The sequence below is a fragment of the Synechococcus sp. R6-5 genome (assembly GCF_047461775.1).
Classification (GTDB): domain Bacteria; phylum Cyanobacteriota; class Cyanobacteriia; order Thermostichales; family Thermostichaceae; genus Thermostichus.
Genome location: NZ_JANSHV010000095.1, coordinates 1 through 17413, shown reverse-complemented (window position 1 = coordinate 17413; position 17413 = coordinate 1). Strand labels below are relative to the sequence as shown.

17 protein-coding genes and 1 pseudogene are annotated in these 17413 nt (G+C 59.4%); 13 read left to right on the top strand and 5 right to left on the bottom strand.

Features of this window, described 5'->3' with window-relative positions; all coding sequences use genetic code 11:
* Positions 1–143 precede the first annotated feature (143 nt).
* The 11 genes from NW818_RS05880 (at position 144) to NW818_RS05830 (ending at position 9809) form a co-directional block, all read left to right on the top strand.
* The gene (locus NW818_RS05880; protein WP_414412662.1) at positions 144–1559 is read left to right on the top strand and encodes an ABC transporter substrate-binding protein; all 1416 of its coding nucleotides are present in this window, start codon (positions 144–146) and stop codon (positions 1557–1559) included.
* A 61-nt stretch (positions 1560–1620) separates the two neighbouring features.
* Positions 1621–2436: a tryptophan synthase subunit alpha gene (gene trpA, locus NW818_RS05875; protein ID WP_414343136.1), complete on the top strand. Its 816-nt coding sequence runs from the start codon at positions 1621–1623 to the stop codon at positions 2434–2436.
* Between the two features lie 404 nt (positions 2437–2840).
* Positions 2841–3362 carry a phycocyanin subunit beta gene (locus NW818_RS05870; protein ID WP_304411987.1) on the top strand — a complete coding sequence of 174 codons (522 nt, stop codon included), beginning with the start codon at positions 2841–2843 and terminating at the stop codon, positions 3360–3362.
* A 145-nt stretch (positions 3363–3507) separates the two neighbouring features.
* Complete coding sequence (locus tag NW818_RS05865; RefSeq protein WP_011432574.1) at positions 3508–3996, top strand: phycocyanin subunit alpha; 489 nt, start codon at positions 3508–3510, stop codon at positions 3994–3996.
* 315 nt (positions 3997–4311) lie between these two features.
* Positions 4312–4581: a phycobilisome linker polypeptide gene (locus NW818_RS05860; RefSeq protein ID WP_011432575.1), complete on the top strand. Its 270-nt coding sequence runs from the start codon at positions 4312–4314 to the stop codon at positions 4579–4581.
* A 73-nt stretch (positions 4582–4654) separates the two neighbouring features.
* Positions 4655–5425 (top strand): HEAT repeat domain-containing protein, encoded by a 771-nt coding sequence (locus NW818_RS05855; RefSeq protein WP_414424066.1) that lies wholly within the window; start codon positions 4655–4657, stop codon positions 5423–5425.
* A 64-nt stretch (positions 5426–5489) separates the two neighbouring features.
* Complete coding sequence (locus NW818_RS05850) at positions 5490–6131, top strand: HEAT repeat domain-containing protein (protein WP_414421924.1); 642 nt, start codon at positions 5490–5492, stop codon at positions 6129–6131.
* A 58-nt stretch (positions 6132–6189) separates the two neighbouring features.
* Positions 6190–6915 (top strand): phycobilisome rod-core linker polypeptide, encoded by a 726-nt coding sequence (locus NW818_RS05845; RefSeq protein ID WP_414406383.1) that lies wholly within the window; start codon positions 6190–6192, stop codon positions 6913–6915.
* Positions 6916–7039: 124 nt separating this feature from the next.
* The gene (locus NW818_RS05840; RefSeq protein WP_414329408.1) at positions 7040–7351 is read left to right on the top strand and encodes a DUF6825 family protein; all 312 of its coding nucleotides are present in this window, start codon (positions 7040–7042) and stop codon (positions 7349–7351) included.
* The gene (locus NW818_RS05835; protein WP_414424065.1) at positions 7348–9090 is read left to right on the top strand and encodes an ABC1 kinase family protein; all 1743 of its coding nucleotides are present in this window, start codon (positions 7348–7350) and stop codon (positions 9088–9090) included. The genes NW818_RS05840 and NW818_RS05835 overlap by 4 nt, the downstream gene beginning before the upstream one ends.
* Positions 9090–9809, top strand: a complete 720-nt coding sequence (locus NW818_RS05830; RefSeq protein WP_414424064.1) for a PP2C family protein-serine/threonine phosphatase — start codon at positions 9090–9092, stop codon at positions 9807–9809. Before NW818_RS05835 ends, NW818_RS05830 begins: the two co-directional genes overlap by 1 nt.
* Before the next feature lie 11 nt (positions 9810–9820).
* Here the strand turns inward: NW818_RS05830 and NW818_RS05825 are convergent, their stop codons facing one another.
* Entirely contained in the window at positions 9821–10738 is a 918-nt protein-coding gene (locus NW818_RS05825; RefSeq protein WP_414424063.1) for a histone deacetylase, read from the bottom strand.
* A gap of 131 nt (positions 10739–10869) precedes the next feature.
* On the opposite strand from NW818_RS05825, the gene NW818_RS05820 reads away from it, so the two are divergent.
* Together NW818_RS05820 and NW818_RS05815 are read left to right on the top strand one after the other, a co-directional pair.
* Positions 10870–12777 (top strand): serine/threonine-protein kinase, encoded by a 1908-nt coding sequence (locus NW818_RS05820; RefSeq protein WP_414424062.1) that lies wholly within the window; start codon positions 10870–10872, stop codon positions 12775–12777.
* Positions 12778–12780: 3 nt separating this feature from the next.
* A complete protein-coding gene (locus tag NW818_RS05815; protein ID WP_414424061.1) occupies positions 12781–15135 on the top strand; it encodes a transglycosylase domain-containing protein in 2355 nt (784 codons plus the stop codon).
* Positions 15136–15282: 147 nt separating this feature from the next.
* Here NW818_RS05815 and NW818_RS05810 read toward each other — a convergent pair whose 3' ends face one another.
* The 4 genes and pseudogenes from NW818_RS05810 to NW818_RS05795 all read right to left on the bottom strand — a co-directional run bounded on the left by NW818_RS05810 (position 15283) and on the right by NW818_RS05795 (position 17324).
* A complete protein-coding gene (locus NW818_RS05810) occupies positions 15283–15510 on the bottom strand; it encodes a YccF domain-containing protein (RefSeq protein WP_238376904.1) in 228 nt (75 codons plus the stop codon).
* A 21-nt stretch (positions 15511–15531) separates the two neighbouring features.
* A pseudogene (locus NW818_RS05805) lies at positions 15532–15720 on the bottom strand (hypothetical protein); the annotation flags it as partial.
* A gap of 61 nt (positions 15721–15781) precedes the next feature.
* Entirely contained in the window at positions 15782–17062 is a 1281-nt protein-coding gene (locus tag NW818_RS05800; protein ID WP_414424060.1) for an MDR family MFS transporter, read from the bottom strand.
* A 43-nt stretch (positions 17063–17105) separates the two neighbouring features.
* Positions 17106–17324, bottom strand: coding sequence for a hypothetical protein (locus NW818_RS05795; protein ID WP_414331694.1), 219 nt, complete (start codon positions 17322–17324; stop codon positions 17106–17108).
* Positions 17325–17413: the final 89 nt, after the last annotated feature.

The window sequence follows — 17413 nt, the reverse complement described above, 5'->3', positions numbered from 1 at the left end:
GACATACTCCCGCACTCATGCTGATGCATAGTCGGAGATCCTTAGAGATCCTTGGAAAGATGACTTTTGAGGATTCCTGAGGATACAAGCAGTGTCTTTGCTGGCCAAAAGCTAGCGTTTTCTCTCTCTATAACATGAGATATATGGTTGCCAAGTCTCCACCACCCATTGTCTACATTGCCTTGGGGCTATTGCTACTCTGGGGCGGTCATCGCGCTTGGCAGGCGGGCTATGTTCGCTGGCCGGAAGGCATTTCTCTACCGCCAGTATCGCTGCCAGGGTTGGGGGGTGGAGCACAAGATCTGCTCCTGACCAGCGGCGAGCGCACCTTGTTTGCCGATAGCAGTCCCGCTGCCGTTGCCGCTGCAGAGCTGTTGCGCCAAGGTAACCTCAGCGCAGCCATCCCGGTGTTGGAGATGGGGCTGCAAAGCAACCGCAACGACCCGGAAGCTCGCATTTTCTTGAACAATGCCCGTGCCCAGCAGCAGGGCAGTCCCTTGAGCCTGGCGGTGGTGGTGCCCATCTCCAGCAACCCCAACCGCGCCAAAGAGACCCTGCGCGGGGTGGCGCAAGCTCAGGAGGAGCTTTTCCAACAGGGGGGAATCGGAGGACGGCTGCTGCGGGTAGTGATTGCCGACGATGGCGACAACCCTGAGCGAGCAACGGCGGTGGCCAAGGCTCTGGTGAGCCAGCCCGAGATCTTGGGCGTGATCGGCCATAACACCAGCGACGCCACCCTGGCTGCAGCCGAGGTTTATCAGCCTGCCGGCTTGGCCATGATCTCCTCCACCTCCACCAGCACCCGCATCAGCATGCTGGGGGATGCCATTTTTCGCACCGTGCCCTCCGATCAAGTGGCCGGCACGCAACTGGCCCGTTATGCTCTCAACACGTTGCGGTTGCAAAGGGTGGCCATCTTCTACAACCCCAACAGCGCCTACAGCTCCAGCTTGCGCGATGCCTTTGCCTCCACCCTGACCAGCGAAGGGGGCATCGTGCTGGCGGAGTTCGACTTATCGGCGTCGGACTTCAACCCCCAGGCCAGCCTGCAAAGGGCCGTCGGCCAAGGAGCCCAGGTAGCTTTTTTAGCTCCCACGGCTTCCGTAGCCGAAAAAGCGCTGGCCGTAGCCCGCGAGAACGCTGTAGCTGGTAAGCCCCTTGCTCTTCTGGGCGGCGATGTGCTCTTCAGCCTCGCCACGTTGCAAGACGGGGGAGCAGCGGTAGAAGGCTTGGTGGTGGCGGTACCCTGGCATCCTCAGGTGCCTCGCAACCGCGAGTTTGCCCAGAAGGCAGCCCAGCTCTGGGGAGGGCAGGTGAGCTGGCGCACCGCTCTGGCTTATGATGCCACCCGGGTTTTCTTGCAAGCTTTCAGCCAAGGAGCCACCAGCCGCAACGCTGTGCTGGCCCGTTTGCAGGATCCCAACTTCCTCCTCCAGGACGGCGCTTCCGGAGAAGTGCGCTTCTTGCCCTCCGGCGACCGCAATGCTCCCCATGTGCTGGTGCGGGTTGAGCCCGGCAACCGCTCCGGTACCGGCTACGATTTTGTGCCTCTCCCCTAGGGATCCCGGCAGACGCTACAGTGGGGGATGCTCTCAATCTCCTCAGAATCGAATGGATCCCATGCCCACTCGGATCACAGCCTGCTTTCAAGCGCTGCGCAGCCGCGGCGAAAAAGCCCTCATCCCCTACCTCACCGCCGGGGATCCCAACTTGGAAACCACCTTTGAGGCTTTGCAGGTTCTGGATCAGAGCGGCGCCGATCTTATCGAGCTGGGGGTACCCTACTCGGATCCCTTGGCGGATGGGCCGGTGATCCAAGCAGCAGCCACCCGCGCCCTCAGTCGGGGAGTCACTTTGGGCGCCATTCTACAAGGCTTGCGCTGTCTCTCGCTGCAGGCCCCCCTGATCCTGTTCACCTACTACAACCCCATCCACCAGCTCGGCATCCCCAACTTTCTGCATCAACTGCGGCAGGCCGGCTGTGCCGGCTTGGTCGTCCCCGATCTGCCTCTGGAAGAGGCGGGATCCCTGCGACAAGCAGCCCAGGCCGAAGGGATCGACCTCATCCTGCTGGTGGCCCCCACCAGCCCCCCAGAGCGCATGCGCCGCATCGCCCAGCAGTCCAGTGGCTTTGTCTACTTGGTCAGCACCACCGGCGTTACCGGCGAACGGGCCACCCTGGAAAAGCGGATCCCGGCTTTGCTGCAGCAACTGCGCCAACAAACCCCCCTGCCGATTGGGGTGGGCTTCGGCATCTCCACTCCCGACCAGGCCCGCCAGATCGCTCTCTGGGGAGCAGATGCGGCGATTGTGGGCAGCGCATTTGTGCAACGGCTGGCCAAAGCCCCCACGCCTGAAGAAGGACTGCAACAAATAGCTCACTTTTGTCGAGCCCTCAAAGCGGCCCTGCAAGAGGTGACCACTCCAGAGTGTTAACTTCTGTTCAGGAAGGTGCCCACTCAGACTGCTTCCATCTCAAAACAAATGTTTACATTTTGTGAGCCAGCCCGCAGACCCATTTCCCCCCTGCTGCGCCCCATAGTCCAGGGATCCCAGCCTAGGCAGACATTTTGGGGTTGGTAGGTTTGCAAATCTTCACAAAACACTCATCCATCCCGCGATATAAAATTAGGCTGGATGCTCGGCTGTCTGAAAGTCGCAGAGGTTCTTGACCTATCTAAAAATTGGGGGGTTCGGTGGGGGTAGTTTTGAGCAGCCTGCTGCCACGGAATCCCCAGTTTTTGGAGGTCAAAGAGGATCCCGCAAAAAAGCTTGGGATTCGGCTTTTGGGAGGTTCAGCCAGTCGCTCACCACTTTTTGGAAAGACCAGAAGGAGATCCATCATGCAAGATGCTTTTACCCGGGTGATCGCTCAGGCAGATGCACGCGGTGCCTTTTTAAGTGACCAAGACTTTGACCGTTTGGCGGCTTTGGTGGCAGAGGGCAACAAGCGCCTAGATGCTGTCAACCGCATGACCAGCAATGCCGCCCAAATCGTAACCAATGCAGCTCGCTCTTTGTTTGCTCAAGAGCCAGATCTGATCGCTCCCGGCGGCAATGCCTACACCAACCGCCGCATGGCTGCCTGCCTACGGGACATGGAGATCATCCTGCGCTACATCACCTATGCCACCTTGGCCGGGGATAGCTCTGTGCTGGAAGATCGCTGCCTGAACGGCCTGCGGGAAACCTACATTGCTCTGGGGGTGCCCACCACTTCTGTGGCCAACGGCATTGCTGCCATGAAGAAAGAAGCCCTGGCCAAGATCATGGATCCGAAAGGCATCACCCCTGGGGACTGCTCTGCGCTGCAAAGCGAAGTGGCCAGCTACTTCGATAAGGCTGCTGCCGCCATCGTTTGAGCTTTGGGTCGAAGCCAGCTTGGTCGTTCCTTTCAGAATTGAGATCCGTTAGATCCCTCATTTCTGATAGGCAGGTGGAAATCCAGTCCGCCTTTCCTACAGAACGTCCATTAACAACACAATCGATGAATTTAGGAGTTGCAAGGTGAAAACTGTCATCACTGAAGCGATTGCTGCCGCTGACAATCAAGGGCGTTTTCTGAATGCCAGCGAACTGCAGGCCGTGAATGGTCGTTACCAGCGTGCTGCTGCTTCTCTGGAAGCGGCCCGTGTCCTAACCAACAACCAGCAAACTCTGGTGCGGGAAGCGGTGCAGGAAGTGTTCAAGAGGTTCCCTTACCTGACTCAGCCGGGTGAAATGGGCCACGGCGATGTGTTTCAGGCCAAGTGTGCCCGCGACATCGGCTACTACCTCCGCTTCATTACCTATTCTCTGGTTGCAGGTGGCACCGGCCCCCTCGATGAATACCTGGTGGCCGGACTGCGGGAAGTGAACCGCTCCTTTAACCTCTCTCCCAGCTGGTACATCGTGGCTCTGCAGTACATGAAGAGCCGCGCTCTGGGCATGCTGAGCGGTCAAGCGGCCAACGAAGCTGCCATCTACTTCGATTACGCCATCAACGCCCTCAGCTAGGGGATCCCAGGGCAGAGATCCCTGCTTGTTGGGAGTGGACGATCTCTTTCTTTGTCTTCCAATTGTGTGTCTCTCCAGAGCAGGCGACGGCTCCAAAGAGGTCTATTCCACCTGTTTCCAGGTTGGTTTGGCGCCTTGGCTTCTCTTAAGCCGGTTGGGTTGGTCGCCTGCTCTCCAGTCTGGGGTAGTTAGCCTTTGGATTGTAGGCATTGCCCAACGGCAGCGTGCTGGTTCGCGAGAATAGCCGGTACGGCTTGTTCGCTGGTCAGTTTGCCTGTCTTCCAAACGAAGTCTCATAGATACCTGGGGAAAGCGATGTTTGGTCAAAGCACCACCAGCCCTGAAGCCCTGACAGAAGCCGGCAGCCGGGTTTACCGAGTTGAGTACACCGGTCTGCTCAACCCGCCCGATGCTCTGGCCACCTCTGCCAAAGTTCGCCGCAGCACCCTGAGCACCACCGTTCCCTACAGTCGGTTGTCTGCCGAGATGCAGCGCATTCTGCGGATGGGTGGCAAAATCGTGCAGGTCACTGCCTTGTCGGGAGCCAATGCCTCTCCCGCTCAGGGCAACGGCGCTGCTGAGTGAGGGAGGCCCGACGGCCGACTGAAGTTACCGGCAAGGTTGCCCAGGTGTCATGAACAGCTCTGCAACGGTTCGTATGGCATCCAACACGGCGGTGCTGCCGCAGCAGCTCACTTGGGAGCAGGCGATAGCCCGGCTGCAGGGGGATGACTTGCAAGATCGGTACTATGCTGCCTGGTACCTGGGCACAGTTCGGGATCCAAGGGGGGTAGAGCCGCTGCTTTTGGCGTTGCAGGATGAGCGGGATCGCACTGCCTTGGGGGGCTATCCTCTGCGCCGCAATGCCGCTAAGGCCCTGGGGCAAATCGGGGATGCGCGGGCCGTGCCCGGTTTGATCGAGGCGCTCACTTGTACCGACTTTCATGTGCGGGAAGAGGCTGCCTATGCCTTGGCTCAATTGGGGGACAAGCGAGCAGTGGATCCCTTGCTGGCACTGTTGCAGTCCCGCGAGCAGGAGCAGCCCTGGGAAGCCCTTATCGAGGCCTTGGGTCAGCTTCAGGCCATCGAGGCTGAGGCAGCGATCCGGCCCTTTTTGAACCATCCCTCTGAGCGGGTGCGTTCGGCAGCGGCTTGGGTGCTCTATCGCTTTACGCAAGCCGAGGAGCTGACCCAAATCCTGGTGGCGCTACTGGCCCACTCCAACTCCAGCCTACGACAGGCCGCTTTGTTCGACCTGGCCGAATCGGGATGGGTGGCGGGGGCGCCGCTGCTGGCCACAGCCGACGTGGCTCTCAACCTGCGCATCAATGCTCTGAAGCGGCTGTTCGATGTGGCGCTTCAGTTGGGGTGGGTGCCGCTGGCTCAGGTGACGGCGGTGATCCTGCCGCAACTGGAGAAGCTCTTCTAGGATCCTGGGGCGCTCAGTGCCTTTGATCAGCGGTTTCAAGTGTACCTTTGACTATTCGTTGCCTATGTCCTCCGCCTCGGCTGCTCAAGCGTTTCCCATTGCTGTGGCTCAACTGGCAGCAGAATTGGAGCAGGCCACGTCGCCTGAGGAATTGTTGCGGGTGGTGAGGGCGCTGGGCGCTTTGGGCCAAGTGGAAGGGATCCCCATCTTAATTCGCGCCTTTGGGTTCAATCGCCCTGCAGTGGGGGAAGCCGCCCTGGAGGAAGTGCTGCGCTTTGGGGAAGCCGCGGTGCAGCCCTTGCTGAGCCATATTGACGGTTTTGACTATGGGGCGCGGGCCTATTCGGTGCGGGCTCTGGCCCGTATTGGCCATGGGGATGCCTACCCCTTTTTGGCGGAAGCCATTGTGGCGGACTTTGCCCCCAGTGTGCGACGGGCGGCGACCCGCGGGCTGGGACGGGTGGCTGCCAAGCGGCCCTTGCCCGATCAAGAGCGAGCCTTGCACCTATTGCGGCAATGTCTTGCCGATGCCGATTGGGGAGTCCGCTATGCCGCCGTCGGATCCCTGACGGACTTGGCTCGCCAGGGTGAACAATCTCTGCGCCCCTCAGTCGAGGCTGCGCTCCAGATGGCCCTGGAAGATGCCGATCCTCTGATCCCTCTCCGCGCCCAGATGAGCTGGCAGGAATTGGCTGCTGAGCCTTAGCTTCCCTGCCTCACTGTGTTTTTCTTAAGTTTTTCTCGTTTTTTTAGGAGCACCATCTATGTCCCTTCCGTTGCTTGCCGATCGCCCCACCACCCAAAATGAGCGGGTGCCTCGCTACTTTGTGCCCAGCGACGAAACCCCGCCCGTCTACCGTCCTGACGACCCGACAGGTATCGACAACATCATTCGCGCTGCCTATCGCCAGATCTTCAGCGAGCATCTGATGCTGGAGAGTTATCGGCAAAAAGCTCTGGAGTCCCAGTTGCGCAACGGGGCGATCTCGGTCAAAGAGTTTGTGCGCGGCCTGGGCAAGTCGGAGGTGTACCGGGATCTGGTCATGGTTCCCAACGACAACTACCGCTTCATCGAGGTCACCTTCCAGCGCTTTTTGGGTCGGCCCACCTACAGCCAACAGGAGCGCATCAAGTACTCCATCATCGTTGCCACCAAGGGGCTAGATGGCTTCATCGACGCTGTGGTGGATAGCGAAGAGTACAATGCCGCCTTTGGGGACGATGTGGTGCCTTACCAACGCCGTCGCCTGTCGGAAAAGCCCGCCAACCTGGTGACCCCCCGCTATGGAGCCCGTTGGCGCGATGTCTCCGGCGTGAAGCGCTCGACGCGGGAAGTGGTGCGCACCTATCGTCTCACCCGTCCTCCCAAACCCGGGGATCCAGAAAACTTCCTCAACATGGCCCGCATGCTCAATCCCAAGCCGGCTGCACGGCAAAACATCAGCGTCTTCGATCTGAAGATCCCTGACATGACCACCAACCGCCGCTAGGACTGGACGAACTCCCCAATCCGCCGGGCCGATCGATCCGCTGCTGTTCGGATGGGTCGGCTCGCCGCTGTGTTTGAGCAGGATTCGTTATAATCTGGGTGACGCTTCTTAACACTTGGGTCGCATGAAGAATCCGGTTGTGCGGGCTTTTTTTGTCGGCAAGGCTGTGGCGGATGTCCTACGGGAGCGTTTGGAAAGCGCCCTCACCGATATTGCCGGAGAAGTGGGCAAGGTGTGGGCCGAGCTGCAGGAGGGCTGGCAAACCTTTGCCCAGGATGTCATGACCCGAGCTGAGGCAGAAGCATCCGTGGCCGCCCAGGAAAGGGTGCCGCCTCCTTTCCAGACAGAAGATCTGCAGGCAACTCTGGACGACTTGCGGGCAGAAGTGGCGCAGTTGCGCTCCGAGTTGCAGAAATATCGGAGTCGAAACGCTTGAGTGCCAGCACACTGGGATCCCAGGCTTCAACCTCTTTGGGATCAAAACCCGTCAAGCCCTATACTGCCTACCGTTGGGCCCGGGAGAACTATACTCGCCAGGGCCGCATGCTGGACATTTGGCGATTTGTGCTCACCTGGCTGTTTTACCTTTGGCTGGATCAGCAGGCTTGGAGCTATGGGGGACAACCCACGCCCGAGCGAAAGGCCCAGCGCCGCCGGGCCAGAGCCATTTGGATCCGCGAAACGCTGCTTAACTTAGGCCCTACTTTTATTAAAGTGGGGCAGTTTTTCTCCACCCGCGCCGATCTCTTCCCCTCGGAATATGTCGAGGAGCTCTCCAAGCTGCAGGATCGGGTGCCTGCTTTCAGCTACGAACAGGTGGCGGCAATTGTGCAGCAGGAGCTGGGCAGGCCGATAACCCAAATCTACAGCTATTTTGATCCCACCCCTTTGGCCGCTGCCAGCTTGGGGCAGGTGCATCGCGCCAAGCTGAAAACCGGGGAAGAGGTGGTGGTGAAGGTGCAGCGTCCGGGGCTGACCCGGCTGTTCACCATCGATTTGGAGATCTGCCGTGGGATTGCCGAGTTCTTTCAGTATCGCACCTCTTGGGGCGGGCCGGGCCGCGACTGGATCGGCATCTATGAAGAGTGTCGGCGCACCCTCTGGGAAGAGGTGAATTACCTCAATGAGGGCCGCAATGCCGATACCTTCCGCCGCAACTTTCGGGATATGCCGCAAATTGCCGTCCCCAAAGTGTATTGGCGTTACACCTCTCCTCGCCTGTTGACGTTGGAATACCTGCCGGGGATCAAAATCAGCGATTACGAAGCCTTGAGCGCGGCGGGGCTGGATCGCAAGGTTTTGGCTCGTCTGGGGGCAGAGGCTTATCTGCGGCAACTGCTCAAGGATGGCTTTTTTCACGCCGATCCCCACCCCGGCAACATTGCCGTGAAGCCCGATGGCACGCTGATCTTCTACGACTTCGGCATGATGGGCCGCCTGCGCTCCGATGTGAAAGAAAAGCTGATGGGCACGCTGGCAGGTGTGGTCTCCAAAAATGCCGATCGGGTGGTGGCCTCGCTGGTGGAACTGGGGGTGCTGGTGCCCACCGCCGATCTGGCTCCGGTGCGCCGCTCGGTGCAGTACATGCTGGATCACTTTATGGACAAACCCTTTTCCAGCAACTCGGGAGAAATCTCGGTGGCGGCCATTAGCGAAGACCTTTACGAGCTGGCCTACGATCAGCCGTTTCGTTTCCCGGCTACCTTTACTTTTGTGATGCGGGCCCTGACCACGCTGGAGGGATTGGGGAAAGGGTTGGATCCGGAGTTCGACTTTATGGAGGTGGCCAAACCCTTTGCGGAAGAGCTGATGAGTTTAAACGGAAGCAAGACTGAGACCCTCTTGGCCCAGGTTGGCCGTCAAGCGGCTGAGTTCACCAGCAGCAGTCTCAGTTTGCCCCGCCGGATCGAATTGACCTTGAGCAAGATAGAACAAGGGGAGCTACGCCTGCGGGTGCGATCCAGCGAGACGGAGCGCTTGCTGCGCAAGCTGAACAACACCGGGCTGGGAGTTAGTTATGCAGTGTTGTTTGCGGCCTTTTTTTTGAGCGCAACTCAGCTCTTTTTGGCCGGACATGCTACCTTAACGGTTATCACTTTGGTTTTGGCTGCCCTCGCTGCTCTTGCTTTAATCAGAGTACTCTTAAGGTTGAATCGGTCAGAGCGATTGATGTGATGCGACGATATGCCTGCGCTACGGATCCCGGCAAGATCCGCAGCAGCAATCAAGATGCCTGCTACTGCGATCCAGAGGGGCGCTATTTTATTGTTGCCGATGGTATGGGAGGACATGCTGCCGGGGCTACAGCCAGCCTGTTGGCCGTCGAGACCATCCGAGAATATCTGGATCGAGGCTGGAAAAACGTGCCGGCGCCCCGGTTGCTCAGCGAAGCCGTAGAAGCAGCCAACAGTGCCATCCTCAAGGATCAGCGGGAAAATCCAGAGCGGGCAGACATGGGCACTACGGTGGTGGTGGCCATGGTGGATCCAAAGGGCAACTGCTGGAGTGCTCACATTGGCGATTCTCGCCTCTATCGCCTACGGGGATCCGAAATGCAGCGAATGACCGAGGATCACACCTTAGTGGCTCGCTCCATTCGACTGGGGGAGCTGACCTATGAGCAGGCCCGGATTCACCCTTGGCGACATATTCTCGAGCGCTGCCTGGGCCGACCCGATGCGGGTCCACCTTCTGTGCAGCCGATTACAGTTTACCCAGGGGATCGCCTGTTGTTGTGTAGCGACGGCCTAACTGAGGAGCTGGACGACGAAGTGATCATCGAGTATTGCCTGCAGGTGGAAGATTTGGAGCAACTTCCCCTAAAGCTCATCGAGGCGGCCAAAGAGCGGGGCGGGCGAGACAACATCACAGTAGTGATTGCCGAATACGCCTAGTTTGCGCCCGGCTAAAGACGGTATTGGCGGTACACTTCGCTGGCAGCCCGGTGCAGCAGGGAGTGGCGATACACGAGGCGGTTGAGGTCTTTGCCGTAGCCGCCGCCGATGACGCAGGCGACAGGATAGCCCTGCTTTAGACAAGTGTTCAGCACTTGCATGTCCCGCCGAAACAGCCCCTGGTCGCTAAGGGCCAGCTTGCCCAGGAGATCTTCCTCGTGGGGATCCACACCGGCATCGTAGAACACCAGATCGGGGCGCACCTGAGCCAACAGATCGGGCAAGTGGTCGGCCAAGGTCTGGAGATAGGCTTCATCTTCCATGCCTACCGGCAGGGGCACGTCCAGGTCGCTCTGTTGTTTGGTGGCGGGGAAGTTGGCCTCGCAGTGCATGGAAAAGGTGAACACCCGCGGCTCGGAGCGGAAGATCCAAGCAGTGCCGTCTCCCTGGTGGACATCCAAATCCACGATCAAGAGCCTTTGCACTAGCCCTTGCTGCAGCAAGACTTGGGCGGCAATGGCCAGGTCGTTGAAGATACAAAAGCCGGAGCCGTAGGCGGGGAAGGCATGGTGGGTGCCGCCGGCGGTGTTGCAGGCCAAGCCGTGGCGCAGGGCCAATTGGGCGGTCAAGACGGTACCCCCCACCGCTCGACAGGTGCGCTGCACCAGCTCCGGGCTCCAGGGCAGGCCGATGCGCCGCTGCAGCTTGGCCTCCAGGGATCCCTCACAGTAGGCTCTGACGTACTCAGGGGTATGTACCGACTCAATCCAGGCGAGAGGGGGCAGCTCAGGGTGGTGCACTTGCTGGGGGCGGATCACCCCTTCCCGCAGCAGCAGCTCTTGCAAGAGGCGAAATTTCGGCATGGGAAAGCGGTGGTCCGGCGGCAGGGGGGCACTGTAGTCGGGGTGGTAAACAATTGGCAAAGACATCAAGGGCAACTGGATTGACGGCGGTGAGCATGGCCTATAACGGCTCCAGTGCTTATGGTAGAGGTAGCCCGCTCCTGCCGGATCCCTTCGAGACTCTTGCAAACCTGTTCTCTGTACCGCCGCGATTCCCTATGTTTACTGCGTCGGATCCCTTTTTGGGTCGCCTCTTGGCTCAGCGTTATCGACTCGTACATCTGCTGGGACAGGGGGGCATGGGGCGAGTCTATTTGGCTCAAGATTTGCTCTTTGGTGGGGTGGAAGTGGCTGTCAAGCTGCTTTCCCAGCCGGCAATGGATCAGCGCACCCGCCTGCGCTTTGAACGGGAAGCGAAAGCCTGCGCGGCTTTGGGCCAAAAAAGCCTGCACATTGTCAAAGTCAATGACTATGGTATTACCCCCGATGAGGTGCCCTTCTATGTGATGGAATACCTGAACGGCAAGACCCTCAAGGATATTCTGGCCGCGGGGGCTTTGCCTTTGGAGCGCTTTTTCCGGCTGGCCCGTCAAATTGGCCTGGGGTTAAAGGCGGCCCACGAGGGGATCCTCATGGAAGGGCAAAGGGTACAGGTGATCCACCGCGATTTGAAGCCGGCCAACGTGATTGTAGTGCCTGATAGCAGTTTTGGGGAACTGGCGAAGCTGGTGGATTTCGGCATTGCCAAGCTGCTCAATAGCCATGAATCTTTGAGCTTTACCCATGCCTACCTGGGAACGCTGGCCTATTCTTCCCCAGAACAACTGGAGGGATCCCCTCTGGACGTCCGTTCCGACATCTACAGCTTCGGGATCATGCTGTACCAGATGGTGTCTGGCCAGATGCCCCTCAAGCCCACCACCGAATCTTTCCCGGGCTGGTACCAGGCCCACCACAAGCACCGGCCCATCCCTCTAGAAGACTGGGGACTGAAGTTTCCGCTGCCCGCCGGTTTATCCGACTTGATCCTCAGTTGCCTGGCCAAAGATCCTGCCGCCCGCCCGCAATCGGTGGCTAACGTGTTGACGGAGCTGGAGCACATTCAAGCCAGAGCACAGGGATCCCAAAAAGGATCTCCAGAGACCGTTGCCCTTCAATCTCCGCTGATCTCCTCTGGAAGTGTTGCCTCTGGCCCACTTTCTGGAGACCCCACTGCTGTTGCGCCGCCCTTGGCCGCATCAGGTACTCTGCGGCTCAGGCCCTTGACGGCGGCCACGGAGGTCGAGAACGGGGGATCCCTGCTTTGGGTGCGCCTGATTCCCTTTCTGATGGGCGGGCTGCTGGGCTGGGTTTTGGTGAGTTGGCAATGGGGACAGTTGCTGCAGCGCCCCTCGGCCCCCCGTGTTTCCGGGCCAGGATCTCGTCCGGCAGTGGAAGATCCCATTGCCCCAGAGAATGCCCATCCTATGCCTGGGGAGCTTGTCCCTGAGCCCCTTGTTTTGGCTTCAGAGCAGAACGGACGGCGGGATCCCGCGCCGGAGCTGGAACCCTACAACAGGAGCGAGCCGGTGTTTCGCGCCTTTCCCCTGGAGACTTCCCGCGAGACGGTACGGGCCAGCCTGGGATCGCCCAGCCAGCAGGGGCAGGGCGCTTGGCCCAATACCGTGTACGACCTGTACCGCTTTGGCGGGGTGGACTTGGGCCTCACCTACGACGAATCCAGCCTGGCCCTGCGGCAAACCGAAGCCACCGTCACCGCTGGCGTACCCACCCCGCAAGTGGAAGGCCTCTTGGAGGATATGCTGCAAGCCCCCTTGCCTGCTCAACTGCAGCGGGAACTGCGAGCTGTGCGCGAGGGACGTTCCGGGCGAGTGCAATTCCGCGTTGGCCCCTGGGCCGGCAGGATCGAACGCAACGCCCAAGGCCATCTTTACATGGCCCTCTGGGATCCCACGCTGCCCAGCGGTGCTCCACCACCTTCCCCCTCCTCTCCCACCCTGCCCCCGACTGCCCCTGTTGCCCAGCCTCGTAAAGCTCCTAACCCCCATTCGGCAGCGGGCGGCCCTCGGCCCGGCCAGACCATGCAGGAGCTGCTGCGCCGTGCGCGCGAATTGCGGGGGGACTGAGCCATGTCTGCTTCTGAAGACAAAAAGCCGCTGTTGAGCACCGTCGCTCGCCTCTTCAAAACTCTGGCGAGGCCTTTCCCTGTCGGGCCTACAGCTCTCCTCAAACCCCCCGAACCTCCTCCCCCCAAGCGCCCGGTGCGCCTGCGGATTACCTGCCCAGGAGAGCCCCCCCAGGTGGTTGCCCTGAAGGGATCCGACATTCTCGGTCGCAGCCAGACGGTGGCCACCATTCGCATCCCTGCCCCCGCGGTGAGCCATCTCCACGCCCACATCCGTCCCCGCCCGGATTGGCGCCTGCCCGGTCTGGGTTGGCGGATCCCGTTGCCCCCTATTCTCTACTGGCTGGGGTGGAATGCCGGTCGCTACCAGCTAGAAGATCAAGACTCGACCAACGGCGTTTTCCGCCTCAAACCCTTCGGTGGTGTCGAGCGGGTGCGCCGGGTGATCTTGCGGCATGGCCAGCAACTGAGCCTTGGCCCGCCCCGGGATCCGGAGAGCGTCTGGATTCAAGTGCTGGATCCACCCCCACCACAGGTGTATGGGGTGCGCGGCTGCCTCATCCTGATGGTGGTCTTGGGGCTGGGGGCGAGGATTTGGATCGGCCATGAGTGGAGCAAGTTCTCAGTGGAGCCACCCCTCTCCGCAGATCGCAACCCCCTGATCGTCCTGGCCGGGGATCAGCAGACGGAGCTGCGCCGCCATCAGGGGGACACCTACCGGGAGCTGCCCAACCTAGAAGCTTTTGGCCCAATTCTGCCCAAGGTGGTGGTCGCCGCTGAAGATCACCGCTTTTACTCCCACTTTGGGGTGGATCTGCTGGGCATTGCCCGCGCCTTTTGGGTGAACCTGCGCTCGGGGGAAGTGCAGCAGGGGGGCAGCTCCATCAGCCAACAACTGGCCCGCACCGTGCTGCGGGACTACACCGGCTCCGGCAACACCTTTGGGCGCAAGCTGCGGGAGGCCGTCGCCGCCCTGAAGCTGGAACAGCGCTACAGCAAAGACGAAATCCTCGCTCTCTACCTCAACAATGTTTACCTGGGCAACGGCATCTACGGCTTTGAAACTGCTGCCCAGTTCTATTTCGGGATCCCAAGCCGCCAGCTCAGCCTTTCCGAAGCTGCGACTCTGGCGGCCATTTTGCCCGCGCCCAACGCCTTTAACCCCGTCGCCAACTATGATGCCGCCGTTCGAGGCCGGGATCGGGTGTTGGATCGCCTGAGCGAGCTGAAAGTCTTCCCCGAAGAGGAGATTCGGCGGGCCCGGCGCAGTCGCCTCACCCTCAACCCCAATTTGCGCTCCCAAACCTCGACAGTTGCTCCCTACTTTTACAGTGCCGTCTTCCAGGAGCTGCGGCAGCTCTTGGGCCAAGACCTCTCGGCAGAGGGCAACTTCATCATCGAAACCACGGTGCATTTGCCCTACCAGCGTTTGGCAGAGCAAGTCCTGGCCCAAACTGTGCGCGAGTCGGGATCCCGCTTGGGCTTCAGCCAAGGCGCTTTGGTCAGTCTCGACAGCCGCAACGGCGAAGTGCTGGCTTTGGTGGGCGGGATCGACTACAACGCCAGCCCCTTCAACCGGGCTACCCAAGCTCAAAGGCAGCCGGGCTCCACCTTCAAAGTGTTCACCTATGCGGCTGCCCTCACCCAGGGGATCCCTCTCTCCCAAGTGTTGTCTTGCGAGCCCCTCACCTGGGGCAACCTCACCTTTCGGGGCTGTCGCTCGGGATCGGCCCCTATGGATTTGGCCCGCGGCCTGATCCTCTCCGAAAACGTGATTGCCCTGCGGTTGGCCCAACAAGTCGGTCTAGAGCAAGTGGTGGCGATGGCGCGGCAAATGGGCATCCAATCGCCGTTGCAACCCTATCCTTCTATGGTGATCGGCACCATGGAGGTGAACTTGCTGGAGTTGACAGCAGCCTTCACTCCTTTTGCCAATCGTGGCCTTTGGTCAAGGCCCCACACCATCCGCCGCATCTTGGATAGCAGCGATTGCGCCAACCCCAACGACTTTCGCACCTGCCGCGAGATTTACCCTGGTCGGGAGGATCCCCGCTCTCAGCGACTTGTCCTGCCAGAAACCGTCGCCCAACAGATGACAGCCGTACTGCAAGGGGTGATCAGCTCCGGCACCGGCACTGCTGCCCGGCTCGGCATTGGAGAAGCCGGTAAAACCGGCACCACCACCGCCAACAAGGATCTGCTCTTTATCGGCTACACGCCCAACCCTCCCCTGGTGACCGGCATTTGGCTGGGCAATGATGACTCTAGCCCAACACGAGGAAGCAGCAGCATAGCCGCTCAAACTTGGGGAAATTACATGAGACAAGTCATTACCAATAGTTTGACGATGGTTCAATAGAGCAACTCCGAGAGCAGCCTTGGCAATTGGCAACCCCAAATCCTGACAACCCGACAGAAAACTCTCCTGCATCCCAAGTGAGAAATGCCTAATAACCAGTTTGGCCGTACCCCTCAATAAACCCACAATCTAGGTTCACCCACTTTCTCAGCGCAGATCTCGGCCAAAGGGCAACAACGACAAAATAATTAACTTCATGTGTTGTTTGGCAAAGGGGATCCCAACAATGGTGATTGCCAGAATCACAGCCCAGAAGAGATGGTTAAGCACCAACGGCCAGCCAAACAGCAATAGCCAGATGACGTTAAAGATCAGCAGCAGCGGGCTGTTGGCATCGGGATACTCCACCACTTCCTTTCCGAAGGGGGCAAGCACTGCAAACCCCAGTTTGATGCTCTGCCAGCCAAAGGGAATGCCGATGATTGTCAGGCAAAGGCTCAGTCCTCTAAGATGTAGCCCAAACCTGTCAGCAAACCCCCGAAGATTAGCCAGATGATGTTGCCAATCAAGCTCATGATTCAGATCCTCCACCGTTGAGACCAAATTGCAGGGTACAAGAGCAGAACTAGCCTTCCTGTTCGACATCCATACTCTAACCAGCTGTTGGCCAAGACTGGGATCCCAAAATCTGCTTCTTTCCTGGGCTCTAGCGTTCTGCGTCACCGAGGGGAGCGGGCTCCATCACCGGAGGCACTGCGGCCCTATTCACCTTGCAGGGCAGAATGCGGTTCAGAAAGCGGAGGATCCCCCAAACCCAACTGACGGTGATCACCCAAAAGATCCACAACCCGCTTGCCCACGGTTGCGGCAAGTCCAAGGCCATCCCCCCAATCATTGGGCCAAGAGCAAACCCCGCCGCCCAGCAGAGGGAGTTGACCGACAGATACACCCCCCGCAAGTGATCCGGCGCCAAATCCGCCACCAAAGCAGAGGCAGAGGGGTTGTAGCTCACCAACGCCAAAGAGAGCACCGCCAGCGCCAAGACTGCCACCGCCGGGGCCGGAGCCCCCAATTCCGCCGCCAGACCGCTAAGCCAAACCAAAAGAAATCCCACCCCCCACATCAGGGCGGATCCCTGCAACCCTTGGATGCGCGTCCGGCGATTCAACCAACGGGCCACCGGCATCTGCAGCAGAGCGATCAAGGCCCCATGCAAGGCAAACAAAATGCCGATTTGCACCTCTGGGATCCCTACCCCATTGCGGAAGTAAAGGGGCATGCTGCTGCTGAGCTGGGCCACATAGGTGGTGAACAGGATATTCGACAGGCCAAACACCAAAAGGGAGCGATCTCTAAGGGCGGTTTTCCAACCTGCCAACACAGGCTCTGCTGCCGGACAAGTCGCCCGAGTTTCCCCGATAAAAAACCAAAGTACTGCCAGAAAGATTAGAAAAGTGACACCGTCGATTACAAACAAGAGCCGATAGGCCCCCGTCAGAGCCACCAGCGTGCTGGCCATAGCCACCCCAAGGCTGAGGCCCAGGTTATCCCCCAGACGGTTGAGAGCGTAGGCTTCGTTGCGCTGCTCACGAGTGGTTAGATCTGCTACAATCGCTTCCGCAGGCGGCCAGTACAACCCCTGCCCCAAGCCTGCAGCCATATTGGCCAGGGCAAAACTCCAGAAGTCATAGGAGAGCGCAAACCCAAACGACCCCAAGGTGGAAATAGCCAGAGAGAGGATCAAAGTGGAACGGCGCCCCCAAGCTCCATCGGCCATCGAGCCGCCCAGGATGCGGCCAAACACCCCGGCAAAAGCCATAATGCCTAGCCCCAGGCCCACTTGGGTGGCGGTCAGCCCCACCTGATTCACAAAAAAGAGACTGGCATAAAACAAGGTAAAGCCGGTTCCAGTTTGGGAAAGCAGCCGACCGATAAAGATCAGCCAAACCTGAAAACTGAGCTTCGGCCACCAAGAAGGGATCCACATGTTGAGTGCAGCAGGATGTTGAGTGCAGCAGGGGAGGGCCTACCTAGCCTACGGGATCCCGATCCTTGAGGCCAGGGCAAGGAGCCTGCTCTGACAAGTAAACTGAAAATTTGTGCAGCCAGGCTTGATGTTCGTTGCCAGAAGGCTCTTCACCCAGCGAGCCAGCAGACAGGGCAACCCATTTCCCCAACTCCAAATATTCGCTCAACAGCCGCGCCAACTTATAAACTCGATAATCGAGCTGCACTAAGCTACTTTTCATCTGCCCCAAAACACCCAGTCCTTTTCTGAGCCAACTTACAACCTTCAACCTTTCCCAAAACCTGCTGATCGCGTCAGCGGGACGGAGTC